Genomic DNA, 24,260 nt, shown 5'->3' with positions numbered 1-24,260 from the left:
GACCCGTTACCTCCCTTTACAACGCGCGGTCGGGCGTGTAATTCCCTGTTGCAGGTATCGGTGTGAGCGACCCTGAAACCAGGGCTCATGAGTGGCGGAACGGGGTGTCAGACGGCGAGCCGCAACCCTGGCGGAGGCGTCAGCACCCGATACCGCCGGGGTCTTCCGCACAGGTGTGCGCGACGAGCGCCGTGTGTGCTTCGAGGATGCGGATGGTCTGGGGTGCGCCGGCCGTGGTGATCTGCCCCGAGACCGGGACCCATCCGGTGCCCAGGTCGATCTCCACGCTGTAGTGGACGTCGACGTGCGCGGTGTACTCGCCGCGTTCGCGGTAGACGTGAGAGGTCGGAGTGGGGGTGAACTGGGGCTGCCCCAGCTCCTCCCAGGTTCGGCCGGGCGCCGAGAGTGTGACGACAGCGCCGTCTCCGTAGTCGTAGAGATAGGTCACGGGGGTGAAGCGCACGGTGAGAGGGATGCCGAAGATCTTGCCCGACCGGGTGTGGACGTCGGCCGCGGTGGTGAAGTTGGCCGGAAGGCCGGCGATGCCGACGTTGCCCGGTTCGGCGCTCGCGTCGGTGGGCGCGGGTGCGAAGCGCGCGAGGTCCGCGAGGGTGATGGTCGGTGTCGCGGGAGCTGACGGGTCGATCGGGGCGTCTGGCGATGCCTCGGTCGGGGTGGTCAGTGTCGAGCACCGCACAGTGCCGCCATCGTCCAGACACGCGGCCAGCCGGATCGCGTGGTCGCTCGGGGGCGCGGGTGCTGCGGGCGCGTCCGGTGCGGCGGGTGTGGCGTCGCGGTCTTCAGGCGTACCCGGGGTGTTCGGCACCGCTGGCGAGCCGGGGCGCTGCTGTGTGCCGGAGACCGTCAGCGAAGAGCCACCGTCGCTTCCTATGACGATGTCTGCACCTCCGACACCGCTGTCGTCGGTGTACCCCGCCGATGCCATCAGCAGCGCGACGAAGGCTAGCGTTGTCGCTACCCGGAGCATGGCAATTCCTGATCGCGGTCGGCATGCTCGATGAGGAGAGCGCCGTCGATCGCGACAAAAGTGACGCGCAGCGGGTTGACGTCGGGCCGTGAATCCGGCAGGACCGACAAACCGTCGGAACCCGTCACGTCGGACATGCTCACGTCTACGCAGATGATCGCGGTCAGCGTTTCGAACTCGGTCGAGATGTCGAGAGGTGAAAAGTAGACCATCTCAGTAGATCCGGTGAATACGTATCCCTCTGCATGGAGCTCGGAGAGCGTTCTTCGATCCGCTGTCTGGAAATCGCCGGTCGTGAGAAAGAACACGGGCTCGAACGACGCCGGATCGCTCAGATCGATGGCGTTAAATGCGTCGAGGTACGCCCGGTACACCTCTTCCGCCGCGGCGAATGCCTCGGCATCCGTCGCGAACGCCGGTGTGGGCGTGGGTGCCGGGGACGGCTCGGGTGCACACCCGCCGAGCAGGAGAACGGAGAGCGCGACGACCGCCGCGAGGGGGAGCGCAGGGCGGTGGAGCGGCATCACCCGGTCACGGTAGCCGCGATCGTCAGGGTGGCGGGCGCGTTATCCACAGCACCGCTGTGCATTAGACTGGAAAAGCTGTCGTGACGCGTGCGGAGGAGGCGATCGAGATCTCGACGATGTCTGATCAGACCGTTGTGAAGAAGTCCATCGGTCGTACCGTGAAGGCGTACGTCGCCCTCACCAAGCCGCGCGTCCTCGAACTGCTGCTGGTGTCCACCGTCCCGGTGATGTTCCTCGCGCAGGGCGGGCTTCCCGACATGCTGCTCGTGCTGGCCACCGTGATCGGCGGCTCGCTGAGCGCGGGATCCGCCGCGGCGTTCAACATGTATCTCGACCGCGACATCGATGCGCACATGCACCGCACTGAGAACCGTCCGCTGGTCACCGGGGAGATCACGCCCCGAGGAGCGCTCATCTTCTCGTGGACGCTCGCGGTCGTCTCGACCGTGTGGCTCTGGTTCACGACCAACTGGCTGGCCGCGACGCTGTCGGCATCCGCGATCTTCTTCTACGTCGTGATCTACACGATGATCCTCAAGCGTCGCACCGAGCAGAACATCATCTGGGGCGGCATCGCAGGGTGCTTCCCCGTTCTCATCGGCTGGGCCGCGGTCACCGGATCGCTCGACTGGCCGGCGTTCATCCTCTTCGCGCTCATCTTCCTCTGGACGCCGCCTCACTACTGGCCGCTGTCGATGAAGTACAAGGACGACTACGAAGACGTCGATGTTCCGATGCTGGGTGTCACACGCAACGCCTCGCAGGTGGGGCTCCAGGTCATCCTCTACGCGTGGGCGACCGTCGCCTGCTCACTGCTGCTCATCCCGATCGCGAACATGGGTCTCGTCTACGGCGTCTCCGCCGCAGTGTTCGGCGGATGGTTCATCTACGAATCGCACCGCCTCTACAATCGGGCGGTGCGAGGGAACGAGGCGCGGCCGATGCGAGTCTTCCACGCCTCGATCACCTACTTGACGCTGATCTTCGTGGCCGTCGCGGTCGACCCGCTGCTGCCGTTCTGAGCTTCGACATCTGACGCGGTCGCCTCAGCGACCCCTGTGTGCGACGCAGCGCGGTCATCGACCGTCGGCTCGGTCTCATCGGTCGGCTCCGACTCCGACGTCCAATCGATGGGCTCCACGACGACCGGCTCCGCTGCAGGCAGCAGCGCGCGGACGGCGGTGAGGGCGACGGCCAGCAGTATGCCGAGTACTCCGGCGCCCAGCAGAGCCGCTCCGACGACGACGAGCGACTGGCCGACGTAGACCTCGATGCCTGTCGCTGTTCCGTCGAGCAGTGTGCTCGTCATCGTGCCGATCTGTCCGGCGATGAGCCAGCCGCCGACTCCCGCGGAGCCGAGCGAGAGGACGAGGAGGAGCCAGAAGCCGATGCTGCGTGTGAGTGACTTGTTCATGCCCGCCACGTTGCATGACGAACTGATGAGGCTGTGATGTCGCAGCTATGCATCCACTGTGTGCGGCCGCCTGGGTGCGGCGTGACCGCAGCGGGCGGGAGCGCTATCAGTCGCGAGCGCCGACAGGCTTCTTCAGGTGGAGTGCAACGACCGTGTACGCGGCGGCCGACAGTGAGGCCAGCACCATGTGGATGCCGACGAGTACGGGAGGGAGGCCTTCGCGAGCCTGCCAGACGCCCACGGCGACCTGAACCAGGATCGCGATCACGAGCACCAGCAGCCAACGTCGCGGCTCGAGACGAAGGGCCCACGCAGACACGGTGAGCACGAGCACGAGCCCGGCCAGGATGTAACCGGGCCACGAGTGGACGTGCGCGAGGACGGTGGCGTCGAACCCGTGCCGGAGCACGTCGGCATCGCCGGAGTGCGGCCCCGATCCGGTGGTGAGCACGCCGAACACGATCGTGACGGCGAGGGCGAGACCGGTGACATGCGTGAGGATCGCGAACCACGTGGGCACGGCCCGCTCGCGGGGCAGCGCCGGGGCGTAGAGCCGCACCAGGAAGGCGGCGGTGACGCAGACGAGCAGCAGCGATGAGACGTAGTGGAACCCGACGATGAACGGGTTTAGCCCGGTGAGCACGGTGATGCCGCCGACGAGTGCCTGCGCGACGACCCCTGCCAGCACCACCCAGGCCAGGATGACGAGGTCGCGCCGCTCGGCGGTGAGCCGGACTGAGCGGACGATCGCGGCGATCACCGTGATGAGCAGGGCGCCCATCGCGAAGGGAGTCGCCGGAAGCTCGAGGGCAGAGACGACGAAGAACACGATGCCGGCGGCGACGATGCCCGATGCCGCGAAGCGCAGTGCCGAGAACACGAGGCGCTTGCCGCCCACACGCGCCAGCACCAGCAGGAGCACCGCGAGGGCGATGATGCCGACGACGCCCGTCATGACCCTGTTGCCGAACTCGATGATGCCGTGGATTCCCTGATCGGCATAGATCGGCACGAGCGATTCGGGCGTGCAGAGCGGCCACTCGGAGCATCCGAGCCCCGAACCGGTCAGCCGCACGGCGCCGCCGGTGCCGATGATGATCGTCTGGGCGAGGAACGACAGCCACGCGAAGACGCGCAATGCGCGTCCCCACAGAGCGGCGTGGGTCGACGACGGGGTCGATGTGATCGTGGGGGAGGAGATCGTCGTCTCGGGCATAGTCTCTCCGAACCGCAGCGGACACGGCGAGCGGCCCTGTCTTCAGGCGGAACCTGTAGAATCGGATTGTTGTGATGAGCGCTGACCGCGCTGCACCATCACTAACAGTTTAGGCGCGATGGAAGCGCCGGTGATGAGGGCCCACCAACGGCACCCGCTCCCGCAGACTCGACGGGGATCAGGTGTGTCGGGGCGGATGACACCGTTTGGGACCTGTGAGGAGAGTGTGTGATGTCGGATGTGCTGATCGACCGGCCGGAGCTTGACAGCCTGGGGGTGTACGAATTCGGATGGCATGACGAAGATGCCGCCGGAGCCATCGCCAAGCGTGGAATCTCCGAAGAGGTGGTTCGCGGGATCTCGGCGCTCAAGCATGAGCCCGAATGGATGCTGAAGACCCGTCTCAAGGGCTATCAGCTCTTCGGGCGCAAGCCGATGCCGACCTGGGGTGCAGACCTCAGCGAGATCGACTTCGACAACATCAAGTACTTCGTGCGCTCCACCGAGAAGCAGGCGCAGTCGTGGGAGGACCTCCCGGCTGAGATCCGCGAGACCTATGAGCGCCTCGGCATTCCCGAGGCCGAGCGCCAGCGCCTCGTGGCGGGCGTCGCGGCTCAGTACGAGTCCGAGGTCGTCTACCACCAGATCCGCGAGGACCTGGAGGAGCAGGGCGTCATCTTCATGGACACCGACACGGCTCTGCGCGAGCACCCCGAGTTCTTCGAGGAGTACTTCGGCACCGTGATCCCGGCCGGCGACAACAAGTTCGCCGCGCTCAACACCGCCGTGTGGTCGGGAGGTTCGTTCGTCTACGTCCCCAAGGGCGTGCACGTCGAGATCCCGCTGCAGGCGTACTTCCGCATCAACACCGAGAACATGGGCCAGTTCGAGCGGACCCTGATCATCGCCGACGAGGACAGCTACGTCCACTACATCGAGGGCTGCACGGCACCGATCTACAAGTCGGACTCGCTGCACTCGGCCGTCGTCGAGATCATCGTGAAGAAGAACGCCCGCGTTCGCTACACGACGATCCAGAACTGGTCGAACAACGTCTACAACCTGGTCACCAAGCGCGCTGTCGCGCATGAGGGCGCGACCATGGAGTGGGTCGACGGCAACATCGGCTCCAAGGTGACGATGAAGTACCCGTCGATCTACCTGATGGGCGAGCACGCCAAGGGCGAGACCCTCTCGGTCGCGTTCGCGGGTCCGGGGCAGCACCAGGACGCCGGCGCCAAGATGATCCACATGGCTCCGTACACGCAGTCGTCGATCGTCTCGAAGTCGATCGCCCGTGGCGGCGGCCGTGCGGGATACCGCGGCGAGGTGCGGGTCGACGCGAACGCGCACCACTCCGCCAACACCGTGCGCTGTGACGCGCTGCTGGTCGACACGAAGTCGCGCTCCGACACCTACCCGGCGATCGACATCCGCGTCGACGACGTGCAGCTCGGCCACGAGGCCACCGTCTCGAAGGTCAGCGAGGAGCAGCTCTTCTACCTGCAGTCCCGTGGCATGCCCGAGGACGAGGCGATGGCGATGATCGTGCGCGGCTTCATCGAGCCGATCGCGCGTGAACTGCCCATGGAGTACGCGATGGAATTGAACAAGCTCATCGAAATGGGCATGGAAGGATCGGTCGGCTAAATGGCGGCCTCGACGACAGCGCCCAGCGAGGCGCAGCATACGAACGCGCACATCGACCCCGCAGCTCAGGTCTCCGATGCCGGCTTCGTGCCGGTGCAGACCCGCTCGGAGCGTCCGCACTCTTTCGAGCCGGCCGACTTCGGTGAGCCGAGCGGCCGCGAGGTCAACTGGAAGCACACTCCGGTCGCGAAGCTCGCCCCTCTCTTCGAGGTCGCCGGGTCGAACGACGGAGTGAGCTACTCCTTCGACGAGGGCCAGAAGTACGTGGCATCACCCCTCGCTGCCGATGCCGCACCGCGAGGTGAGGTCTTCCTGGCCGAGGACATCACGGCGGCCGTCGCCTGGCAGGGCTCGTCCGAGGCGCTGCACATCCGCATCCCGCGCGAAGAAGAGGTCGCTGAGCCGATCCTCGTCTCGATCGAGGGCCTCGGCGCCGAACTGCGCGCCGATGCCCACATCGTGATCGAGGCCCTCGAGCACAGCTCGGCCACCGTCGTGCTCCAGCACACCGGAGCCGCGCAGTACTCGCAGAACGTCGAGATCATCGTCCGCGATGGCGCGAAGCTCACTGTCATCAGCCTGCAGCAGTGGCAGGACGAGGCCGTGCACACCTCTGCGCATCAGGCCAGGGTCGATGCGGATGCCACGCTCAAGCACTTCGTGATCAGCTTCGGCGGCGGAGTCGTGCGCGTGAACCCGAGCGTCGAGCTCGCGGGTGCCGGATCAGAGGGCTACCTCTACGGTCTGTCGTACGCGGATGCAGGACAGCACCTCGAGAGCCAGGTCTACCTGCACCACAAGGGCCCGCACACGAAGGGCGACGTGCTCTACAAGGGTGCGCTCCAGGGACAGGGCGCACACAGCGTCTGGATCGGCGACGTGCTGATCGGCGCGGATGCGACCGGGACCGACTCCTACGAGGCCAACCGCAACCTGGTGCTCACCGAGGGCGCGCGCGCCGACTCGATCCCGAACCTCGAGATCGAGACGGGCGACATCCTGGGTGCCGGTCACGCGAGTGCCACGGGGCGCTTCGACGACGAGCAGCTGTTCTACCTGCAGGCGCGAGGCATCTCCGAAGAGGAAGCCCGCCGACTCGTCGTGCTCGGATTCCTCACGGACATCGTGCAGCGCCTCGGAATCCCGGCGCTCGAGACCGAACTGCTCGACGCGATCGAGGCGGAGCTCGCCGAGGTGAACGCGTGAGCGCCGAGCGCGTGTGCGGCGTCGCGGAACTCGAGCAGGACATGCCGATCCGCGTCGAGCCGAACGGCGTTCCCATCACTGTGATCAAGGACTCCGAGGGCGTCATCCACGCGATCGGCGACACCTGCACGCACGGTGACATCTCTCTCGCCGAAGGCTTCGTCGAGGGTGACACGGTCGAGTGCTGGGCCCACGGCTCCGCATTCTCGCTGCTCACCGGCAAGCCCCAGAATCTCCCTGCCTATGAGCCCGTTCCGGTCTACGTCGTCGAGATCGACGGCGACGACGTGCTCATCGACCCGACTGTGACGAAGGAAGTCTGAATGTCTGTTCTCGAAATCCGCGACCTGCATGTGACGGTCGAGACCGAGGCGGGGACCACCCCGATCCTCAACGGAATCACCCTCACCATGAACACCGGTGAGACGCACGCGATCATGGGCCCCAACGGCTCGGGCAAGTCGACGCTCGCCTACACGATCGCCGGTCACCCGAAGTACACCGTGACCTCGGGCTCGATCACGTTCGACGGCCAGGACGTGCTCGCGATGAGCGTCGACGAGCGTGCGCGCGCGGGACTGTTCCTCGCGATGCAGTACCCGGTCGAGATCCCCGGGGTGACGGTCACGAACTTCCTCCGCACCGCCAAGACGGCACTCGACGGCGAAGCGCCGGCGATCCGTGGCTGGACCAAGGACGTCAAGGCGGCCATGGCGAACCTCCGCATGGACCCGAAGTTCGCTCAGCGCAACGTCAACGAGGGCTTCTCCGGCGGCGAGAAGAAGCGTCACGAGATCCTTCAGCTCGAGGTGCTCAAGCCTCAGTTCGCGATCCTCGATGAGACCGACTCCGGTCTCGACGTCGACGCTCTCAAGATCGTCTCCGAGGGCGTCAACCGCGCCAAGGAGTCGACCGGGCTCGGCGTTCTGCTGATCACGCACTACACCCGCATCCTCCGCTACATCCGTCCCGACTTCGTGCACGTGGTCGTCGCGGGCAAGATCGTTGAAGAGGGCGGCCCCGAGCTCGCAGACCGGCTGGAGGAAGAGGGATACGACCGTTTCCTCGACCCTGCAGCTCCCATCGAGGCGTAGGCTGAACGGCATGACAGCCACGCTCACCGACGCGAAGTACGACGAGGTCACCGAGGCTCTGAAAGACGTCATGGACCCGGAACTCGGGATCAACGTCGTCGACCTCGGACTCATCTACGACCTCGCGTGGGATGACGAGAACGATGCTCTCGTCATCCACATGACGCTCACCAGTGCAGGCTGCCCGCTGACCGACGTGCTCGAAGACCAGACCGCCCAGGCTCTGGACAGCGTCGTCGATCGCTTCCGCATCAACTGGGTGTGGATGCCGCCGTGGGGTCCCGAGCGGATCACCGACGACGGTCGCGACATGATGCGCGCTCTCGGCTTCGCGATCTGAGGATGCTCGAGGTCACGGCTCTGCCGCTGGCGCAACTTCGAGAGCGCAGCAGTGAGAAGTGGCGGGAGTATCCCGCCGATGTCCTTCCGCTCTTCGTCGCCGAGACGGACTTCCCGCTTGCTCCGGCCATCTCGGATGCTCTGCGGCGCGCCGTCGACCTGGGTGACACCGGGTACATCCCCTCGCGGACGCCGTTGCCCACCACGTATGCCGCGTTCGCGCGCCGTCGGTTCGGCTGGGAGCCGGATCCCGAGCGGATGCGCACCACGGCCGATGTGAGCATGGGGATCGTCGAGATCCTGCGCCGGGTCACGCAGCCGGGGGAGCGAGTGGTCGTCACCCCGCCCGTGTATCCGCCCTTCTACGACCTGGTCTCCGAGGCCGGTGCTGAGGTGGAGCGGGTGCCGCTGGTCGACACCGGGTCGGCATGGGAACTGGATCTTGACGGGATCCGCGCGGCGTTCGAAGACGGGGCGACCGCGATGCTGCTCTGCAGCCCCCATAATCCGACCGGCACAGTGCACAGCCGGGAGACGCTCACAGCCCTCGCCGAGATCGCCGACGAATTCGGCGCCGCAGTCATCTCGGACGAGATCCACGCGCCGCTCGCCCAGCCGGGATCGGGCTACACGCCTTTCCTCGACGCGGGTGAGGCGGCCGGGCGCGTGGGCTACGCCGTCGTGAGCGCCAGCAAGGCGTTCAATCTCGCCGGCCTCAAGTGCGCGCTCATGGTGACCGCATCGGATTCCACCAGCGCGGTCGTGCGGGGGCTTCCGATCGAAGTCGAATGGCGTACGGGCCAATTCGGTCTGATCGCAGCTGTCGCGGCGTTCTCGGACGAGAGCGACGAATGGCTCGATGGCCTGCTGGCGACTCTCGATCAGAACAGAGTGCTGCTCGCCGACCTGCTGGCATCGAAGCTCCCCGGCGCTCGCTATCGGATTCCCGACGCCGGATACCTCGGGTGGATCGACCTCTCGGGTCTCGGGTGGGGCGACAATCCCGCGCGTCGGATCCTCAAGGACGCGCGGGTGGCCCTGCACTTTGGCCCCGCCTTCGGCGAGCAGGGGAAGGGATTCGTTCGGCTGAACTTCGGCACGAGTCCTGAGATCATCTCCGAGGCCATCGAGCGCATCGCGGCGCTCGTGGACCGATGACGACCCTTCGACCGACGCCCTCGATCTGGGACCGGGAACGACTCTGGGTCACCGCCGGCGCGGTCGCGCTGATCTTCTTGGCGGCGATCGAGGCGCTGGCGGTCACGACGGTGATGCCGATCGTCAGCGAGGCGCTCGACGGGCGAGAGCTGTACGCCGTGGCGTTCGCGGGCACTCTCGCGACGAGCGTGATCGGCATGGTCGCGGCAGGGGCATGGTCGGACGCGCGCGGACCCCGTGGCGCTCTGTATGCGGCCGTGTCGCTCTTCATCGCCGGTCTGCTGCTCTCGGGGCTGGCTGTCACGATGGACCAGTTCCTCATCGGGCGTCTGGTGCAGGGGCTCGGGGCCGGCGGGCAGACGGTCGCGCTGTATGTCGTCGTGGCGCGGCTGTACCCGTCTCAGCTCCACGGCGCGGTCTTCGCGGCGTTCGCGGCCGCGTGGGTCGTGCCGTCGATGATCGGTCCCTTCCTCGCCGGAGCGGTCGCCGAGCACCTCGACTGGCGGTGGGCGTTCCTCGGTGTCGCGGTGCTGACGACAGCCGCGTTCGTGATGATCGCCGTGCGCCTGCGCGGCGTCGAGCTCGGGCACGGTGAACCGCAGGATCGTCGATCCCTCGTCATCCGATTGGGACTCGCCGTCATGGTCGCGGTGTTCGCCGTGCTGATCGGCTTCACCGCCGAGATGCCGCAGGGTGTCGGCTGGGCCGTCGCGCTGGGATCGGTGGCGGTGATCGCCGTCGCGGTCCTTCCGCTGCTTCCGCGACGTACTCTGCGCGCCGGCCGGGGACTGCCGAGCGTGGTGCTCATGCGCGGCATCGTCGCCGGCGCATTCTTCGCCGCTGAAGCGTACATCCCGTACCTGCTCATGGAGAAGTTCGGATTCAGCGCGACCTGGGCCGGTATCGCGCTGATGCTCGCCGCCTTCGCCTGGGCGGGCGCATCCGCACTGCAGGGGCGATTCGGCGATCGTCTCGGCAACGCCCGGATCACGGCGATCAGTCTGTCGCTGCTCGTGAGCGCGCTGGTCTTCGTGCTCCTGGCAGCGCTGTGGGGGCTGTCGCCGCTGCTCGTCGTGATCGGATGGGCATTCGCGGGTGGCGGTATGGGCTTGCTCTACCCTCGGCTCACCGTTCTGACGCTCGCGTACTCGAACGACGGCAACCAGGGGTTCAACTCGTCAGCGCTGTCGATCTCCGACTCCACGGGGGCCGCGGTCGTGATCGCCCTCTCGGGTCTCGCCGTCGCAAGTCTGGGCGGACAGACGAGTGCGTTCGGGGTCGTCTTCGTCTTCTGCCTCGGTCTGGTGCTGCTCGCGTTCGTGCCGGGTCTCAGGCTGGGTCACGCGGCCGAGTCGTCTGCGGCCGAGTCGTCTGCGGCCGAGTGAAGCACGGGCGCTGCGTCAGGCGAGTCACCTGCGAGGGAAGCGACGCCCAGATCGAATACCCTGTCGAGTCCGGCCGTGACATCGGCCGTGCCGTCGTCGAGCGCTGCGCCGTGACTGTCGGCGTGCATGCGCTGCTGCACGAGTGTCGCGTGGCCCAGCACGAAGTGCATGAGGGCTGCCGCGCGTTCGCGGGCATCTGACCGACCGCTACGCGCGAGTGCCCCCTCGAGAGCGGTCTGTGCGGAGGACGAGCCGAGCCGCAGAGCGTAGGTGCTGAGCACGAGCTCGGCTCCGTCGCGATACGTGAAGAGCGCGTCGCGGATGCTGCGGGCAGTGGTCAGCACATCCGCATCGCCGCGGGGGATCCGCTCGGTGATGCGGTCTGCCAGCGCTGCGAGCAGCTCCTGCTTGCTCGAGAAGTGCCAGTAGAGGGCACTCGGCTGCACGTCGAGCCGGCCGGCGATCCGCCGCATCGACAGGTCGGGCAGGCCGACCTCGTCCAGCAGCGCGAGAGCAGCACGCGCGACACCGTCGCGGTCGTGACGGGTCGAGTTGTGTTCCGGGCTCATGCTCTGAGTATAGTGAACACCGTTCAGGTGAACGCTGTTCAGGAAGGCATTCGACAAATGGGTGATCACACACACGACCTCGGTCGCGAACTGGCCAGAGTGGCGCTGTTCGCCGCCCTCATCGTGGTTCTCGGCATGGTGACGATCCCGATCCCCGGCGGGGTGCCGATCACCGCGCAGACTCTGGGGGTGATGCTCGCAGGTGCCGTGCTCGGCCCCCGTCTGGCGCCGCTCTCGGTTCTCCTGGTGCTGGTTCTCGCCGCCATCGGACTCCCGGTGCTCGCGGGCGGTCGTGGCGGTCTCGCGGTCTTCGCCGGTCCCACCGCCGGATATCTTCTGGGATGGGTCGTCGGCGTCATCGTCATCGGTCTGATCGTGCGCAGCGGTCGGATGAGCTGGTGGCGGGTCGCTCTCGGGGTCGTCGTGGGCGGCATCGTCGTGGTGTACCTGTGCGGCGTCCCGGTCACAGCCCTCGTGCTCGGTGTCGACCTCGGTCCGACCGCGCTCGCGAGTCTCGTGTTCCTCCCGGGCGATCTGCTCAAGGCGGCCGCGGCGACGGCCATGGTTCTGGCGCTGCGGCGGGCCTACCCCCGTGCTTTCGGCATGCGTCCCGCATCAGTGGCCGCGACTGTCCGTGCGGTCTGAGACGACCGTCGGATCGATCTCGGTCGACGGCGTCACGGTCGAGCGGGACGGGCGGTCGATCCTGCGGAATGTGAGTATCGAGCTCGCCGCCCCGAAGATCGCCGTCATCGGGGCGAACGGCTCGGGCAAGTCGACGTTCGCGCGCCTGCTGAACGCACTCGTGCTCCCTGATGCAGGGCGCGTCACGGTGCACGATCTCGATTCACGCCGGGATGTGAAGGCGCTGCGACGGCGAGTGGGTTTCGTGTTCGCCGACCCGCAGTCACAGATACTGATGCCGACACCGGCCGAGGACCTCGCGCTGTCGTTGAGGGGCTCGCCGCGAGGGGAGGTCGACAGGCGCGTCGCCGAGACTCTGCGCGAGCACGGGCTGACCGATCGGGCGGAGGTGCCCGCGTCCGAGTTGTCGGGAGGGCAGAAGCAGATGCTGGCGCTCGCGTCGGTCCTGATCACGGAGCCGCAGCTCGTCGTGGCAGATGAGCCGACGACGCTGTTGGACCTGCGCAACGCACGACGGATCTCGGATCTGCTGCTCGCGCTGCCGTCGCAGGTCGTCATCGTCACCCATGACCTCGATCTGGCCGCCAGATGCGACCAGGCGGTGCTCTTCGAGGAGGGTGCGCTCGTCGCCTCGGGCGATCCGGCAGACGTCGTGGCCGAGTATCGCGAGCTGTGCGGATGATCCAGTCGTACCGGCCCGGCACCAGCATCGTCCACCGACTGCCCGCAGGGCTCAAGCTCGGGCTCTTCGCGGTGCTCGCGCTCGTCTCATCTGCACTCCCGCACGATGGAATGAGCGTGACGGTCTCGCTTGGCATCGTGTGCGCGCTCTCTTTCATCGCCGGTCTGCCGGTCACGCGTCTGCTGGCCGAGGTGTGGCGACTGCGCTGGCTCATCGCCGTGCTCGGTGCAGCACTGTGGATCTTCGCTTCACCGCTCATGGCGTGGGTGAGCACGGCCCGGGTGACCTCGTTGCTGCTGCTGGCCTCTCTGCTCACGATCACCACCCCGATGGGCGACCTGCTCGCCGTGCTGCATCGGATGCTGAGACCGCTGCGTCGCGTCGGTGTCGACGCCGACGCCGTGGCGATGACGATCTCGCTGACCCTCACGATGGTCCCCGTTGTGGCCGGCTTCGCCCACGCGGTGCGCGAGGCCCAGCGCGCACGAGGCCTCCGCCTCGGCGTTCGAGGCACCGTGCCGCTCCTGGTCCGGACGCTACGCCACGCGGACGAGGTCGGTGACGCTCTCGCCGCCCGCGGTCTGGTCTGATCGGCGGGCGAGGCGAAGCGACAGCACCATTGCGGCGACCGCAACGGTTGCCGTCAGGATCGTCGTGCCCGCGACCAGAAGCAGGACGATCGAGGCGACGCCGATCACAGCGGCGACGACGGTCCTGCCGCACGAGTCGGTGGCCAGAGGCGCTCTCCGCGCCTCGAGGCGGGCGAGGGCGACCGAGATCGCGGCCGTCAGAGCCAGCGCGACGGCGAGCCAGAGCGGGCGCGACACCCACCAGCTGAAGCCGCTCGGCTCCGGCAGGACGATCCCGGAAGCGAGCGAGAGCGCGGCCGAGATCCCCGCCATCGCGAGCAGTACCGGCATGTGCCACAGGTAGATCGTCATGGTGCGACGGTTCACGAACGCCGAGAAGGCTGCGACAGCCGCGCGGCGACTGAGGGTCTCGATGCGGCCACGCAGCAGCGAGACGGCGCTGAGATGCACGACCCCGACGAGGAGCAGGGCTGCGGTGGGCGGGTTGATGTTGGCGATGAGGTCGGGCGAGTACATCCCGGTCACGAAGGTGGCTGCGAGCGCCGCGAGCGCGATCGCGCCGGCAGTCCCGAGCACTGCTCTGGGCAGCCGGTGGACCGAGCCGTCCGCAAGGAAGAATCCGATCTGCTGCAGCGCGAGCCACACGAATGCGAGGTTCACGAAGCCCAGGGCATCGATCGCACTGCTCGCCCGCGCGGCGTCGACGGCGACCGATGCGGTCACCAGCGCGGCCACTGTCAGCAGCGGCCTGCGCGCGTGCGCCTGTGCGAGCAGGGGGAGAAGAGCCTGGCACGCCAGGAAGACTCCGAGGAACCAGAGCGGCTGGCTGTAGCGGAAGCCCGCGATCGCGATGACCTCGGCAGGAACACCGGCGATACTCAGCGCCGCGAGTGACACGCCGACGAGCGCGACCGCGAAAAGCGCGGGTGTCAGCAGCCGATGCACTCGAGCGGCGATGAACGCGGAGGCGGTGGCTCCCCGTGCCTCCGACCGTCGGAAGGAGACGTAGCCTGCGAAGCCGCCGATCATGAAGAACAGAGGCATGACCTGGAGAACCCAGCTGACAGGGATGATCCACCAGGCGCCCTCGCTCGCGTTCGCGAACACAGGGCTCCCGTCGGCGACGGTCACGCCGACCATGAGCGCGTGGAGCACCACGACTCCCACGACGCAGACCGCGCGCAGCAGGTCGATCCCGTCGTCGCGTGCCCCTGGCAGCGGTGCGAGGTGAGCAGTGCGGGGCGGTGCCTCGACGATGGCCATGGATTCCTCCTCGGATGGGTGTCCGAGGAGCGTATGGACGCGGTGCGGATCGGGGGATCACACTCGGGGCTTGTCCGCACCCCTACCGTGGTGTGATCCACGGCCGTGCCTCAGGATGCAGGCTCGACGAGGCCCGTGTCGTAGGCGAGGATCACGGCGTGCACGCGGTCGCGGAGCTGCAGCTTCGCGAGCACCTTTCCGACATGCGTCTTCACGGTCTGCTCGGCGATGAAGAGATCGGACGCGATCTCGCCGTTCGACCGGCCGCGCCCGATGAGCACCAGCACCTCGCGCTCCCGGTCTGTCAGCCCGGCGAGAGCGGTCGCCGCCTTCGCGGTGCGCGGCCGTCGTCCGGCGAACTGCTCGATCATGCGCCGGGTCACACTGGGGGCGAGCAGTGCATCGCCTGCGGCGACGACGCGAACCGCGTGCACGAGCTCCTCGGGAAGCGCATCCTTCAACAGAAATCCGCTCGCGCCGGCCTCGAGCGCGTCGTAGACGTAGTCGTCGATGTCGAAGGTCGTGAGCATGAGGATCCTCGGCACATGCGCCGCAGGGTAGCCAGGGCCGAGGATGCGTCGTGTGGCTTCGATGCCGTCGATCTGCGGCATCCGCACGTCCATGAGGATCACGTCGGGATCGAGGCGGGCAGCGAGGGTGATCGCTTCGGCTCCGTCGGCGGCTTGGCCGGCGACCCGGATTCCCTCGTGCGCGTCGAGCAGCGCCGCGAAGCCGGCGCGGACCATCGCCTGGTCGTCGGCGATGAGCACGGTGATGGTCACGGGTTCTCCTCGGTGATCGGGGTGGTGGTCGCGCTCGACCGACTCTCATGCACCGGCAGGGAGGCAGCGACCTCCCACCCGCCGTCGGACGTGGGGCCGGCGGTGAAGGACCCGCCGAGGAGCTCGACGCGCTCGCGCATGCCGCGGAGTCCATAGCCCCCGCCGGGAGCCGCCGGCGGGCCCGCGGCCCGACCGTTGCGGACGCGGATGCCGATCACGCGCGGGTCGGCCTGCACGCGCACCGTGACGGCAGCGCCGGACGCGTGCCGCACGGCATTGCTGAGCGCCTCCTGCGCGATGCGGAAGGCGGCGATCTGCGCAGCCGGCGGCGTGTCGGCGACGGCACCGGTGATCTCGAGCCCCACCGTCACGCCGGCGCGGCGGATGGTCTCGACAAGCGCCGGAATATCGTCGATCCGCTGCTGCGGTGCGAGCTCGGCCGTCTGATCCTCGGTGCGCAGCACGCCGAGCATCCGTCTCATCTCGGTCAGGGATTCCCGTGCGGTGGCCGCGATGCTCTCGAACTCCGAAGTCGCGGCGTCGCCGATCTCGGGGAGTCGATAGCGAGCGGTCGACGCCTGCACCTGGATCACCGACATGCTGTGGGCGATCACGTCGTGCAGTTCGCGGGCGATTCGGGTGCGCTCCTCGACGAGCACTCGGCGGGATTCCTCGAGCGCAGAGTGCTCGCGTTCCTTCGTGAGCTCCGCCGAGACCCTCACCCGTCCTGCGACCAGCACGGCGACGAGGAACATGGCGGCGGCCACCGATGTCGTCACGATCAGGTCGGCGGTGGCGCTGCTTGCGGTAGGGGGAGTGGAGACGATCTCGGGGCGCAGCAGCGGAGCCGTGAGTGAGAGCAGCGCGCCGATGGCGAGCGGGACCGCGCCCAGACGTGCGCCATGCACGAAGGTCACGATTCCGACGAAGAGCACGAAGGTGAGAAGCGCCGGTACCGACCACGGCCACGGCGCCTCGGTCGCCTGGTCCGAGACGACCAGCAGAGGGAGAGCGAACGCGGCTGCGCAGAACACCGCGATCGCCCACCGCGGATGCCGGAGCGAGAGCATCGGCGCGGTGCACAGAGCGGCTCCCAGGATGAACGACAACGGCAATGCGGTGCCGTACAGCGCGGTCTGGACCGGGACGAGCACGGCGAAGAGTGTGACGCTCACCACACCGACGACCGCCAGGGCGGCCGTGCGACGGCTGATGCGGGGAGCGCGCGCCGTGCGCGGCCGACGACGTACCATGACTGTCATCCTGCCAGTTGCACGACTGGGGCGCGTCGACGCCGGGCGGCGGCGACGCGATCGATGACGAGGCCCATGAGCAGCGCGACTCCGATGCCGATTCCGGCGCTGACGAGCGGCTGATCTGAGATCCAGGACCCGGCGAGACCTCCGATCGCCAGGCTCAGTGCGCTCCAGCTGAGACCCGCGACGATGCTCAGAGGAACGAAACGCCGCCAGGGGAAGCCCAGCGCGCCGGCCGACATGTTCACGGCGACACGACCCACAGGAATGTAGCGAGCGCCGAGGATGAGCACCGCGCTGCGCTGAGCGAGCGCGCGTTCGGCGTGGTCGAACGCCGAGGCGATGCGAGGGCGACGCATCCAGGACCAGCGAGTGGTGCCGAGCCGACGCCCGAGCACGAAGGCGATGTTGTCGCCGATCGTCGCACCGACGGCGGCGACGAGCCCGAGAGGAACAAGCGTCCAGAGATCACCGGAAGAGGCCAGCACCGCTGCGGCCGCCACCAGCACGGTCTCGCTCGGAATCGGTGGGAAGAACCCGTCGATGACCGTCACCGCGAGCAGCACGAGATAGAGCCAGGGCGAGGCGACGGTCTGCATGATGAGCTCGTTGATGACATCCACCCCAGAAGGCTAGAAAGTCGAGCGCCCGTGGGGCATCACCCTGAGGTATCGAACGCATCCCCCCGCAGAGGTAGATGCGCGGATCGCCCCCGGGGCCCGCACGTCGACTGAACACCCAGCCGGGCGATCTATACTGGGAGTTTGGCCCCTCGGCCCGAATCCCCTTGAAAGAACGGACATCCCGCCTGTGCTTGCCGTGCACGAACTCGAGATCCGCGTGGGCGCACGCCTCCTGATGGAGAACGTGTCGTTCCGTGTGAGCGACGGAGACAAGATCGGTCTCGTCGGACGCAACGGTGCAGGCAAGACCACCCTCACGAAGGTGCTCGCCGGCGATGTCCTTCCCTCCGGCGGCAGCGTCACGCGGTCCGGAGAGCTCGGTTACCTGCCGCAGGATCCGCGGTCCGGGAACCCCGAGGATCTCGCGCGCACGCGCATCCTCGACGCGCGTGGGCTCGGCCAGCTCAACCTGGGGATGACCGAGGCCTCGATGGCCATGGGCTCGGACGACCCCGCGGTGGCTGAGAAGGCGATGAAGCGCTACGCGCGTCTCACCGAGGAGTTCGAAGCGCAGGGAGGCTATGCCGCTGAGGCCGAGGCAGCATCCATCGCCAACAACCTGTCGCTGCCTGACCGCATTCTCGACCAGCCGCTCTCGACCCTTTCCGGAGGTCAGCGTCGGCGTATCGAGCTCGCGCGCATCCTGTTCTCCGACGCCGAGACGATGATCCTCGATGAGCCGACCAACCACCTCGACGCCGACAGCGTCGTGTGGCTGCGCGAGTTCCTCAAGAACTACAAGGGCGGGCTGATCGTGATCAGCCACGATGTCGAGCTCGTCGGCGAGACCGTGAACCGTGTGTTCTACCTCGACGCCAATCGCCAGATCATCGACACGTACAACATGAACTGGAAGAACTATCTGCGCCAGCGGGTGGCAGATGAGGAGCGCCGCAAGAAGGAGCGCGCCAACGCTGAGAAGAAGGCGACGACCCTGCAGCTGCAGGCAGCCCGCTTCGGCGCGAAGGCCTCGAAGGCCGCAGCCGCTCACCAGATGATCGCTCGTGCCGAGAAGCTGCTCGCCGGTCTCGACGACGTGCGCCAGGAAGACCGGGTGGCGAAGCTGCGCTTCCCGAAGCCGGCGCCGTGCGGGAAGACGCCGATGATGGCGACGGGACTCTCGAAGTCGTACGGCTCGCTCGAGATCTTCACGGATGTCGATCTCGCGATCGACCGAGGATCCAAGGTCGTCGTGCTCGGTCTGAACGGTGCGGGAAAGACGACTCTGCTTCGGATGCTCGCCGGCGTCGACCAGCCCGACACGGGGCAGCTCGAGCCGGGACACGGGCTCAAGGTCGGATACTACGCGCAGGAGCACGAGAACCTCGACGTCAACCGCTCGGTGCTCGAGAACATGGTGTCGGCGGCGCCGCACATCACCGAGATGGAAGCGCGCAAGGTGCTCGGCTCGTTCCTGTTCACCGGTGACGATGTCCTGAAGCCGGCGGGTGTGCTGTCGGGTGGCGAGAAGACGCGTCTCTCGCTCGCGACGCTCGTCGTGTCCTCGGCCAACCTGCTGCTGCTCGATGAGCCGACGAACAACCTCGATCCCGCATCGCGAGAAGAGATCCTCGGGGCACTCGCACACTACGAGGGGGCCGTCGTGCTCGTCTCGCACGACCCGGGCGCCGTGCAGTCCCTCAACCCCGAGCGCGTGCTCATCCTGCCCGACGGAGTCGAGGACATCTGGAGCCAGGAGTATCAGGACCTGATCGAGCTCGCCTGACCCGCGGAGCTCTCGTGGCATAGTCGACGGTGTGACGCATGAAGACTCAGATCTCGACCTTGCCCACCTCAACGACTGGCTGAGAGGGCGGCATGCCCTGACCGGGACAGCCCCTGAGTGGGACACCCGCGCTCTGCCGGACGATCCTGCCGATCTCTTCGCCCGGTGGGTGGGCGAGGCAGCTGCGGCGGGAGTGGCCGAGCCGCACACGGCGACCCTGGCGACCGTGGGCGCCGACGGTATCCCGGATGCGCGCACGCTCATCCTGAAGAGGATCGACGATCGCGGATGGGGATTCGCCAGTACGAGGTCGTCGCGCAAAGGCGAGCAGCTCGCCCAGTCTCCGGCGGCGGCGCTGAACTTCTGGTGGCAGCCGCAGGTTCGCGCTGTCCGAGTGCGCGGCCGCGTGGAGGAGGCGACAGCAGCGGAGAGCGCCGCCGATCTCGCTGCCCGTTCGGCCGCTGCGCGGGCAGGCGTCGCAGACGGGGACTGGGTGTTGTGGCGAGTCATCCCGTCCCGCATCGAGTTCTGGCAGGGCGAGCGTGATCGACGTCATACCCGTCTCGTCTACGAGGCCGCTGTCGATGGCTGGACGCACACGATCAGCGGCAGAGCTGCCGACTTGACCGGTGTCGGGGGCACGTCATGAGCGCCTTCGAGATCGTCGAGATCGGCGCCCTCGACGAGTGGCGCGAGCACCATGGCGGCTTCGATGCGGCGCGCTCGCGTGATGGGCGTCGGGTCGTCGACCACGAGCTGACGATGCAGTACATCGGTCTCACCGCGAATGCACTCGTCCCTGGTGAGGAGGCGGGGTATTGGCATACCCATTCGCGCGTCGAGGAGCTCTACGTGTTCCTCGACGGACGCGGTCAGATGGGGCTCGATGACCAGGTCGTGGAGGTCGGGCCGGGCACGGTGATCCGAGTCGGTCAGGGAGTGGCCCGCACCTGGCGCTGCCGTCCCGACAGCGCGGGAGAACTTCGTTGGCTGTGCATCAGGGCCGGTGGCGAAGAACTGCCGCATCTCCCCGATGACAGTGCGCGTCTGCCCGAGAAGCCGATGCCGTGGACGGATTGAGGGAAATCGGCGAGGCTCCGTTATCCGACGTGATCGAATATCGGTCTGTCTTTCGCTTTCCCATCCGCGACTTCTACGCCGATGTCGGCATCGGTGACGATCGCTTCGCGGCAGCGGTCGCATCGTACCTGCAGCGTCTCGAGGCCCGGGCCTCGGAGTCGAAGCTCCAGCCGCATGCGCGGCAGACGCTCGCTGACATCAGCGCTCTGGGGATCCGACAGGTGTTGGCATCCGCCACGTTGTCTGCGCTGCTCGACCTCCAACTCGCGCCCCATGCCGTGGCCGATACCTTCGAGCGGGTTCTCGCGATCGACGATCCTCTCCGCGCCTCGAAGAGAGACGTCATCGGACGATGGCTGGAGGAGACGGGACTACCTGCTGCGCAGGTGCTGCTGATCGGGGATACGAATCATGACCGCGAGATCGCGCACGAGCTCGGATCCCCTTTCATCCACTTCGGTGCAGGCCACCAGACGCACTCCGACCTCGGACTGAGCATCGATTCATTGGACCAGCTGCAGCCGCTTCTACACGCCTCGCGATAGCCCGCAGCGATGACGTGCTGGGTCAGTGTGCGTCGAGCAGCTCGTCTTCGACAGCCGCGTCGCTGTCGCGCCGACGGGGTTTCTTCGCCACCGCAGGGGCACCTTCGAGGTCTTCACGATGCTTCGCGATCTCCGTGCGGATGATGTACCCGATGAAGATGAAGCCCATGAGCGCGAAGAGGATCCACTGGATCGCATACGAGAGATGCGGGCCCGGATCGTCGGTGGGGGAGTCGAATCCACTCGGCGCGACGGCCGGAGCAGGGCTCTCACTGACGATCTGACCGTAGGCGCTGGTCACGACATCGCCCCCGATGATCTCGGCGATCGACGGCAGATTGATCGTCGGAACCTGTCCCTCCGGTGCGCCGCGCCCCGAGGCGGGCAGCTGCTCGCCCGGCCGCAGACGCACGATGACCTCGACCTCGCCGTCGGGAGGAGCGGGAACGGCATCCGGAGACTCTCCGTCGCCGGGCGGCACCCAACCCCGATCGACGATGATGATGCGCCCGTCTGAGTCACGGAACGGCACCAGCACCTCGAACGCGCTCGTGCCGCCATGAGGGCGGTTCCGCACGAGCAGCTGCTGGTCGCTCAGGTACTCGCCCGTGAGCACCACCGGGTGCCAGACATCGCCGGCCGCGAGTTCGCCGTCGGTGCCGATGAGATCGAGCAGAGGAACGGGGTCGGCATCGTAGTTCTGCTCGACCAGCGAGATCTGCTCGGCTCTGGACTCATTGCGGTCGAACTGCCACTGGGAGAGGAAAGCGCATGCGATCGCGAAGCCGATCGCGATCAAGACGTAGATCGCCCAGCGGGTCAGTCGGGAGCTCACGAAGGAACACCGTCTCTCACAGTCACCGGAAAGTCACGGGCCGCCAGATAGTCGCGGAGGAATTCGACGTGCTCGGCGCACGCGAGCCACACCTTCTCTCGATCGGCGGCGTGGATCCGCGGATTCCGCCACACCACCTGAGCCGTCGCCGCGTTCCGGCATCCGGCGCGCGAGCACTCCAGTTCGTTCACGCGTCGTCCCGGCCGCTCTCCCGGATCGTGATGACCTGCGGGTCTGACGGCGATGTCGGCGGCTCCTCGACCACGGGCGCGGGCGCCTCGATCTCCTGGAGCGGGGATTCTGCGGTCGTCTCGGTGCTGTCGCTTCCGGCGTTCGCGAACACGACGGCGATGTAGGGCAGTACCGCAGCGGCAGCGGCGAACACCCAGGTGTACCAGCCATACGGCTGCACGAACATCATGAGGGCGAAACAGACGATTCGGATCGTCATGGTCAGCGCGTATCGGCGCACACGGTGGTCTGCCTCAGCCTGCGGCGATTGCGGCAGGGAGGTGACAGCCGGGACCAGGTGCTTGCTCTTCACGATGAGTCAAGCCTACGCCGACCTGGCGCGAACGGCGCGCCGTTCGCGAGGACTCAGGAGGCGAAGATGAAGGGCAGAGTGAAGGCCCCCACGAACACGATGCTCAACAGTGTGAACACGATACTGAGCACCAGAAACGCCACCATGACGTATCCCATGATGATGCCGGCGATGGCCATGCCCCGACCGTTCATCCCGGGACTCGTCCTGACCTGACGGATGGCCAGATGCCCGGTGATGACTGCCGCGATCGACGCCAGCAGGGGGACGAAGAGCCAGAACAGGAGCACGCCCGCGATTCCGCAGATGAGCGACGTGACAGCGAGTCCGCTCGTGGGCTGGGGCGCGGGTACGTACTGACCGCCGTATACGGGGTACGTGGGGTGGAGAGGCGCGGGCGCCGCCGGTGGGTATGTCTGCGCCGGTGGGTATGTGTGAGCCGGTGGGATCGGGGGAGCGACCGGTGGATTCCCGCTCGGCGGGAGAGGACTGCTGCTGTCGGTCACGTGATGCCTTTCGTCGCTCTCAGGGTTCCAGGGCAGGTGGAGCGTGTCAAACGTCGGGAAGAGAGGGCAGCACCATGCTCGGTAGGATCGATCACGACCAGGCCGCAGATCCCGCCGGCCAGATCAGGAGTGGATGGAAATGAGTTCTCAGCGCGTCGTGCTCGTCACCGGAGGAAACCGCGGCATCGGCCGGGCGATCGCGGAGCGCTTCGTGCGCGACGGCTATCGCGTGGCTGTCACTGCACGTTCCGGCGAAGGCCCCGAGGGGACGTTGACCGTGCGGGCCGACGTGACGGATGCGGCGGCGCTCGATGCGGCCTTCACCGAAGTGGAGCAGCAGCTGGGACCGGTCGAGATCGTCGTCGCCAACGCCGGCATCACCAAGGACACGCTGCTCCTGCGCATGAGCGAGGACGACTTCGACAGCGTCGTCGCCACGAACCTCGGCGGCACCTTCAGGGTGGTGAAGCGCGCCTCGAAGGGGATGCTGCGGGCCCGCTTCGGCCGAGTGATCCTGATCTCCAGCGTTGTGGGCCTCTACGGCTCGGCCGGCCAGGTCAACTACTCGGCGTCGAAGAGTGCACTCGTGGGGTTCGCGCGGTCGCTGACACGCGAGCTCGGCGGTCGAGGCATCACCGCGAACGTCGTGGCGCCCGGGTTCATCGAGACGGACATGACGGCAGAGCTTCCTGAAGAGACTCAGAAGCAGTACAAGGCGAACATTCCCGCCGGGCGGTTTGCAACGCCCGATGAGGTCGCCGGCGTCGTCACCTGGCTCGCCGGCGACGACGCCGGATACATCTCGGGTGCGGTCATCCCCGTCGACGGTGGCCTCGGGATGGGGCACTGAGCGGAGCCGACAGCGTCGATGTCAGCGGCGCGTGACCGCTGAGTCGATCAGCTCTGCCAGCCTGCCCGGGACCGAGAACTGCGGCCAATGCCCTGAGCCGATGCGCACGACCTCGACGTCGTCGATCGCTCGGAATTCGTCCGCATAGGGACCCCACTGGTCGAGCTCGGATTCGAGGGTCGCCTGGTCCATCCCTCCCATGAGCATCGTCACGGGAACCCGGCGTCGCGCCTCGTTGCTCAGCGCGATCGGATCGGTCGGCACCAGCGCGGGCACACTCCATGTGAGCGGGGCGGTGCGTGCCCGGGTCGCGTCGTCGAGGTCATCGACGTCTTCTGCGGGGAAGAAGTCCCACCCCGGAAAGGGGACGACGCCGTCGACGGTCTCGAACTCGCTGATGCCGAATCCCGAGGGCGGCGGCACGGTGTCGACGAAGACGACTCGAGCCACGCGGTCGGGGCGGGCGTCGGCGACGCCCCATGCGACGTTCCCACCGCCACTGTGACCCACGACGACCGCGGGTCCTGAGATCGCGTCCACTGCGGCGACGGCGGCGTCGACCCACTCGGCGATCCCGATGTCGGACGATTCGACAGCCGGACGACCGACTCCCGGCATGGTGAGCGGATGCACGGTGTGGCCCGCGCGCTCGAGGTCGGCGGTCACCTCGCTCCAACTGGACGCGTCGAGCCAGAGACCGGGGATGAGGATGATGTCCATGCCCCGA

30 protein-coding genes are annotated in these 24,260 nt (G+C 67.3%); 16 read left to right on the top strand and 14 right to left on the bottom strand.

The window, feature by feature from the left end; genetic code table 11:
* Positions 1 to 139: 139 nt before the first annotated feature.
* Positions 140 to 946 carry a hypothetical protein gene (locus AC3WS6_RS12005; RefSeq protein WP_492501227.1) on the bottom strand — a complete coding sequence of 269 codons (807 nt, stop codon included), beginning with the start codon at positions 944 to 946 and terminating at the stop codon, positions 140 to 142.
* A gap of 29 nt (positions 947 to 975) precedes the next feature.
* The gene (locus AC3WS6_RS12000) at positions 976 to 1,512 is read right to left on the bottom strand and encodes a hypothetical protein (protein WP_492501226.1); all 537 of its coding nucleotides are present in this window, start codon (positions 1,510 to 1,512) and stop codon (positions 976 to 978) included.
* Between the two features lie 119 nt (positions 1,513 to 1,631).
* Here AC3WS6_RS12000 and AC3WS6_RS11995 point away from each other — a divergent pair, with 119 nt between their 5' ends.
* Positions 1,632 to 2,537, top strand: a complete 906-nt coding sequence (locus AC3WS6_RS11995) for a heme o synthase (RefSeq protein ID WP_492501493.1) — start codon at positions 1,632 to 1,634, stop codon at positions 2,535 to 2,537.
* Here the strand turns inward: AC3WS6_RS11995 and AC3WS6_RS11990 are convergent.
* Positions 2,483 to 2,929, bottom strand: coding sequence for a hypothetical protein (locus AC3WS6_RS11990; RefSeq protein ID WP_492501225.1), 447 nt, complete (start codon positions 2,927 to 2,929; stop codon positions 2,483 to 2,485). The genes AC3WS6_RS11995 and AC3WS6_RS11990 overlap by 55 nt on opposite strands.
* A 106-nt stretch (positions 2,930 to 3,035) precedes the next feature.
* A complete protein-coding gene (locus tag AC3WS6_RS11985; RefSeq protein WP_492501224.1) occupies positions 3,036 to 4,145 on the bottom strand; it encodes a COX15/CtaA family protein in 1,110 nt (369 codons plus the stop codon).
* 231 nt (positions 4,146 to 4,376) lie between these two features.
* Here AC3WS6_RS11985 and sufB point away from each other — a divergent pair, with 231 nt between their 5' ends.
* Genes sufB through AC3WS6_RS11950 form a run of 7 tightly spaced genes read left to right on the top strand, consistent with a single transcriptional unit; the run spans position 4,377 to position 10,977 of the window.
* Positions 4,377 to 5,795, top strand: a complete 1,419-nt coding sequence (sufB, locus tag AC3WS6_RS11980) for a Fe-S cluster assembly protein SufB (protein WP_201469984.1) — start codon at positions 4,377 to 4,379, stop codon at positions 5,793 to 5,795.
* Positions 5,796 to 7,001: a Fe-S cluster assembly protein SufD gene (gene sufD / locus AC3WS6_RS11975; RefSeq protein WP_492501223.1), complete on the top strand. Its 1,206-nt coding sequence runs from the start codon at positions 5,796 to 5,798 to the stop codon at positions 6,999 to 7,001.
* On the top strand, positions 6,998 to 7,324 hold the full coding sequence (locus tag AC3WS6_RS11970) for a non-heme iron oxygenase ferredoxin subunit (RefSeq protein WP_053096453.1): 327 nt from the start codon (positions 6,998 to 7,000) through the stop codon (positions 7,322 to 7,324). Before sufD ends, AC3WS6_RS11970 begins: the two co-directional genes overlap by 4 nt.
* Positions 7,325 to 8,095, top strand: a complete 771-nt coding sequence (gene sufC / locus AC3WS6_RS11965; protein WP_053096451.1) for a Fe-S cluster assembly ATPase SufC — start codon at positions 7,325 to 7,327, stop codon at positions 8,093 to 8,095.
* Positions 8,096 to 8,105: 10 nt separating this feature from the next.
* Positions 8,106 to 8,435, top strand: a complete 330-nt coding sequence (locus tag AC3WS6_RS11960; protein ID WP_201469981.1) for a metal-sulfur cluster assembly factor — start codon at positions 8,106 to 8,108, stop codon at positions 8,433 to 8,435.
* Between the two features lie 2 nt (positions 8,436 to 8,437).
* On the top strand, positions 8,438 to 9,592 hold the full coding sequence (locus tag AC3WS6_RS11955) for a MalY/PatB family protein (protein ID WP_492501222.1): 1,155 nt from the start codon (positions 8,438 to 8,440) through the stop codon (positions 9,590 to 9,592).
* Complete coding sequence (locus AC3WS6_RS11950; protein WP_492501221.1) at positions 9,589 to 10,977, top strand: MFS transporter; 1,389 nt, start codon at positions 9,589 to 9,591, stop codon at positions 10,975 to 10,977. The genes AC3WS6_RS11955 and AC3WS6_RS11950 overlap by 4 nt, the downstream gene beginning before the upstream one ends.
* Here the strand turns inward: AC3WS6_RS11950 and AC3WS6_RS11945 are convergent.
* A complete protein-coding gene (locus tag AC3WS6_RS11945; protein WP_492501220.1) occupies positions 10,932 to 11,546 on the bottom strand; it encodes a TetR family transcriptional regulator in 615 nt (204 codons plus the stop codon). The two genes, AC3WS6_RS11950 and AC3WS6_RS11945, sit on opposite strands and share 46 nt — an antisense overlap.
* Positions 11,547 to 11,603: 57 nt before the next feature.
* Here AC3WS6_RS11945 and AC3WS6_RS11940 point away from each other — a divergent pair, with 57 nt between their 5' ends.
* From AC3WS6_RS11940 to AC3WS6_RS11930, 3 genes are read left to right on the top strand one after another with little or no spacing between them, the layout of a single operon-like run.
* Entirely contained in the window at positions 11,604 to 12,191 is a 588-nt protein-coding gene (locus AC3WS6_RS11940) for a biotin transporter BioY (protein WP_492501219.1), read from the top strand.
* Complete coding sequence (locus AC3WS6_RS11935; RefSeq protein ID WP_492501218.1) at positions 12,181 to 12,873, top strand: energy-coupling factor ABC transporter ATP-binding protein; 693 nt, start codon at positions 12,181 to 12,183, stop codon at positions 12,871 to 12,873. The genes AC3WS6_RS11940 and AC3WS6_RS11935 overlap by 11 nt, the downstream gene beginning before the upstream one ends.
* Positions 12,870 to 13,463, top strand: a complete 594-nt coding sequence (locus AC3WS6_RS11930; RefSeq protein ID WP_492501217.1) for an energy-coupling factor transporter transmembrane component T family protein — start codon at positions 12,870 to 12,872, stop codon at positions 13,461 to 13,463. The genes AC3WS6_RS11935 and AC3WS6_RS11930 overlap by 4 nt, the downstream gene beginning before the upstream one ends.
* On the opposite strand, the gene AC3WS6_RS11925 is transcribed toward AC3WS6_RS11930, so the two are convergent.
* The 4 genes from AC3WS6_RS11925 to AC3WS6_RS11910 form a co-directional block, all read right to left on the bottom strand.
* Positions 13,410 to 14,726, bottom strand: coding sequence for an acyltransferase family protein (locus tag AC3WS6_RS11925; RefSeq protein ID WP_492501216.1), 1,317 nt, complete (start codon positions 14,724 to 14,726; stop codon positions 13,410 to 13,412). The two genes, AC3WS6_RS11930 and AC3WS6_RS11925, sit on opposite strands and share 54 nt — an antisense overlap.
* Before the next feature lie 110 nt (positions 14,727 to 14,836).
* Positions 14,837 to 15,508: a response regulator gene (locus AC3WS6_RS11920; RefSeq protein ID WP_492501215.1), complete on the bottom strand. Its 672-nt coding sequence runs from the start codon at positions 15,506 to 15,508 to the stop codon at positions 14,837 to 14,839.
* Positions 15,505 to 16,770 carry a sensor histidine kinase gene (locus AC3WS6_RS11915; RefSeq protein WP_492501214.1) on the bottom strand — a complete coding sequence of 422 codons (1,266 nt, stop codon included), beginning with the start codon at positions 16,768 to 16,770 and terminating at the stop codon, positions 15,505 to 15,507. Before AC3WS6_RS11915 ends, AC3WS6_RS11920 begins: the two co-directional genes overlap by 4 nt.
* The gene (locus AC3WS6_RS11910) at positions 16,767 to 17,387 is read right to left on the bottom strand and encodes a DedA family protein (protein ID WP_492501213.1); all 621 of its coding nucleotides are present in this window, start codon (positions 17,385 to 17,387) and stop codon (positions 16,767 to 16,769) included. The genes AC3WS6_RS11915 and AC3WS6_RS11910 overlap by 4 nt, the downstream gene beginning before the upstream one ends.
* Positions 17,388 to 17,574: 187 nt before the next feature.
* Here AC3WS6_RS11910 and AC3WS6_RS11905 point away from each other — a divergent pair, with 187 nt between their 5' ends.
* Genes AC3WS6_RS11905 through AC3WS6_RS11890 form a run of 4 tightly spaced genes read left to right on the top strand, consistent with a single transcriptional unit; the run spans position 17,575 to position 20,798 of the window.
* Positions 17,575 to 19,173 (top strand): ABC-F family ATP-binding cassette domain-containing protein, encoded by a 1,599-nt coding sequence (locus tag AC3WS6_RS11905; protein WP_492501212.1) that lies wholly within the window; start codon positions 17,575 to 17,577, stop codon positions 19,171 to 19,173.
* Between the two features lie 31 nt (positions 19,174 to 19,204).
* Entirely contained in the window at positions 19,205 to 19,822 is a 618-nt protein-coding gene (locus AC3WS6_RS11900) for a pyridoxamine 5'-phosphate oxidase family protein (protein WP_492501211.1), read from the top strand.
* A complete protein-coding gene (locus AC3WS6_RS11895) occupies positions 19,819 to 20,253 on the top strand; it encodes a cupin domain-containing protein (protein WP_492501210.1) in 435 nt (144 codons plus the stop codon). Before AC3WS6_RS11900 ends, AC3WS6_RS11895 begins: the two co-directional genes overlap by 4 nt.
* Before the next feature lie 29 nt (positions 20,254 to 20,282).
* On the top strand, positions 20,283 to 20,798 hold the full coding sequence (locus AC3WS6_RS11890; RefSeq protein WP_492501209.1) for an HAD family hydrolase: 516 nt from the start codon (positions 20,283 to 20,285) through the stop codon (positions 20,796 to 20,798).
* A gap of 22 nt (positions 20,799 to 20,820) precedes the next feature.
* Here AC3WS6_RS11890 and AC3WS6_RS11885 read toward each other — a convergent pair whose 3' ends face one another.
* Genes AC3WS6_RS11885 through AC3WS6_RS11870 form a run of 4 tightly spaced genes read right to left on the bottom strand, consistent with a single transcriptional unit; the run spans position 20,821 to position 22,683 of the window.
* Positions 20,821 to 21,633, bottom strand: a complete 813-nt coding sequence (locus AC3WS6_RS11885) for an SURF1 family cytochrome oxidase biogenesis protein (protein ID WP_492501208.1) — start codon at positions 21,631 to 21,633, stop codon at positions 20,821 to 20,823.
* Complete coding sequence (locus AC3WS6_RS11880) at positions 21,630 to 21,824, bottom strand: hypothetical protein (protein WP_492501207.1); 195 nt, start codon at positions 21,822 to 21,824, stop codon at positions 21,630 to 21,632. Before AC3WS6_RS11880 ends, AC3WS6_RS11885 begins: the two co-directional genes overlap by 4 nt.
* Positions 21,821 to 22,177 carry a DUF3099 domain-containing protein gene (locus AC3WS6_RS11875; protein ID WP_492501206.1) on the bottom strand — a complete coding sequence of 119 codons (357 nt, stop codon included), beginning with the start codon at positions 22,175 to 22,177 and terminating at the stop codon, positions 21,821 to 21,823. The genes AC3WS6_RS11880 and AC3WS6_RS11875 overlap by 4 nt, the downstream gene beginning before the upstream one ends.
* A gap of 53 nt (positions 22,178 to 22,230) precedes the next feature.
* The gene (locus tag AC3WS6_RS11870) at positions 22,231 to 22,683 is read right to left on the bottom strand and encodes a DUF4190 domain-containing protein (protein ID WP_492501205.1); all 453 of its coding nucleotides are present in this window, start codon (positions 22,681 to 22,683) and stop codon (positions 22,231 to 22,233) included.
* Positions 22,684 to 22,822: 139 nt separating this feature from the next.
* Here AC3WS6_RS11870 and AC3WS6_RS11865 point away from each other — a divergent pair, with 139 nt between their 5' ends.
* A complete protein-coding gene (locus tag AC3WS6_RS11865) occupies positions 22,823 to 23,533 on the top strand; it encodes a beta-ketoacyl-ACP reductase (RefSeq protein WP_492501204.1) in 711 nt (236 codons plus the stop codon).
* Positions 23,534 to 23,554: 21 nt separating this feature from the next.
* On the opposite strand, the gene AC3WS6_RS11860 is transcribed toward AC3WS6_RS11865, so the two are convergent.
* Positions 23,555 to 24,253 (bottom strand): alpha/beta fold hydrolase, encoded by a 699-nt coding sequence (locus tag AC3WS6_RS11860; RefSeq protein WP_492501203.1) that lies wholly within the window; start codon positions 24,251 to 24,253, stop codon positions 23,555 to 23,557.
* Positions 24,254 to 24,260: the final 7 nt, after the last annotated feature.

Source organism: Microbacterium sp. EB106-03-03-XG65, assembly GCF_058791955.1.
The sequence above is the reverse complement of the archived record's forward strand: the minus strand, read 5'-3'. Positions and strand labels throughout refer to the sequence as shown.

What these genes read in the sequence shown, in the direction of transcription:
- AC3WS6_RS12005 (WP_492501227.1), bottom strand. Translation starts at nt 946, where the DNA reads ATGGCATCGGCGGGGTACACCGACGACAGCGGTGTCGGAGGTGCAGAC.
- AC3WS6_RS12000 (WP_492501226.1), bottom strand. Translation starts at nt 1,512, where the DNA reads ATGCCGCTCCACCGCCCTGCGCTCCCCCTCGCGGCGGTCGTCGCGCTC.
- AC3WS6_RS11995 (WP_492501493.1), top strand. Translation starts at nt 1,632, where the DNA reads ATGTCTGATCAGACCGTTGTGAAGAAGTCCATCGGTCGTACCGTGAAG.
- AC3WS6_RS11990 (WP_492501225.1), bottom strand. Translation starts at nt 2,929, where the DNA reads ATGAACAAGTCACTCACACGCAGCATCGGCTTCTGGCTCCTCCTCGTC.
- AC3WS6_RS11985 (WP_492501224.1), bottom strand. Translation starts at nt 4,145, where the DNA reads ATGCCCGAGACGACGATCTCCTCCCCCACGATCACATCGACCCCGTCG.
- sufB (WP_201469984.1), top strand. Translation starts at nt 4,377, where the DNA reads ATGTCGGATGTGCTGATCGACCGGCCGGAGCTTGACAGCCTGGGGGTG.
- sufD (WP_492501223.1), top strand. Translation starts at nt 5,796, where the DNA reads ATGGCGGCCTCGACGACAGCGCCCAGCGAGGCGCAGCATACGAACGCG.
- sufC (WP_053096451.1), top strand. Translation starts at nt 7,325, where the DNA reads ATGTCTGTTCTCGAAATCCGCGACCTGCATGTGACGGTCGAGACCGAG.
- AC3WS6_RS11960 (WP_201469981.1), top strand. Translation starts at nt 8,106, where the DNA reads ATGACAGCCACGCTCACCGACGCGAAGTACGACGAGGTCACCGAGGCT.
- AC3WS6_RS11955 (WP_492501222.1), top strand. Translation starts at nt 8,438, where the DNA reads ATGCTCGAGGTCACGGCTCTGCCGCTGGCGCAACTTCGAGAGCGCAGC.
- AC3WS6_RS11950 (WP_492501221.1), top strand. Translation starts at nt 9,589, where the DNA reads ATGACGACCCTTCGACCGACGCCCTCGATCTGGGACCGGGAACGACTC.
- AC3WS6_RS11945 (WP_492501220.1), bottom strand. Translation starts at nt 11,546, where the DNA reads ATGAGCCCGGAACACAACTCGACCCGTCACGACCGCGACGGTGTCGCG.
- AC3WS6_RS11940 (WP_492501219.1), top strand. Translation starts at nt 11,604, where the DNA reads ATGGGTGATCACACACACGACCTCGGTCGCGAACTGGCCAGAGTGGCG.
- AC3WS6_RS11930 (WP_492501217.1), top strand. Translation starts at nt 12,870, where the DNA reads ATGATCCAGTCGTACCGGCCCGGCACCAGCATCGTCCACCGACTGCCC.
- AC3WS6_RS11925 (WP_492501216.1), bottom strand. Translation starts at nt 14,726, where the DNA reads ATGGCCATCGTCGAGGCACCGCCCCGCACTGCTCACCTCGCACCGCTG.
- AC3WS6_RS11915 (WP_492501214.1), bottom strand. Translation starts at nt 16,770, where the DNA reads ATGACAGTCATGGTACGTCGTCGGCCGCGCACGGCGCGCGCTCCCCGC.
- AC3WS6_RS11895 (WP_492501210.1), top strand. Translation starts at nt 19,819, where the DNA reads ATGAGCGCCTTCGAGATCGTCGAGATCGGCGCCCTCGACGAGTGGCGC.
- AC3WS6_RS11865 (WP_492501204.1), top strand. Translation starts at nt 22,823, where the DNA reads ATGAGTTCTCAGCGCGTCGTGCTCGTCACCGGAGGAAACCGCGGCATC.
- AC3WS6_RS11860 (WP_492501203.1), bottom strand. Translation starts at nt 24,253, where the DNA reads ATGGACATCATCCTCATCCCCGGTCTCTGGCTCGACGCGTCCAGTTGG.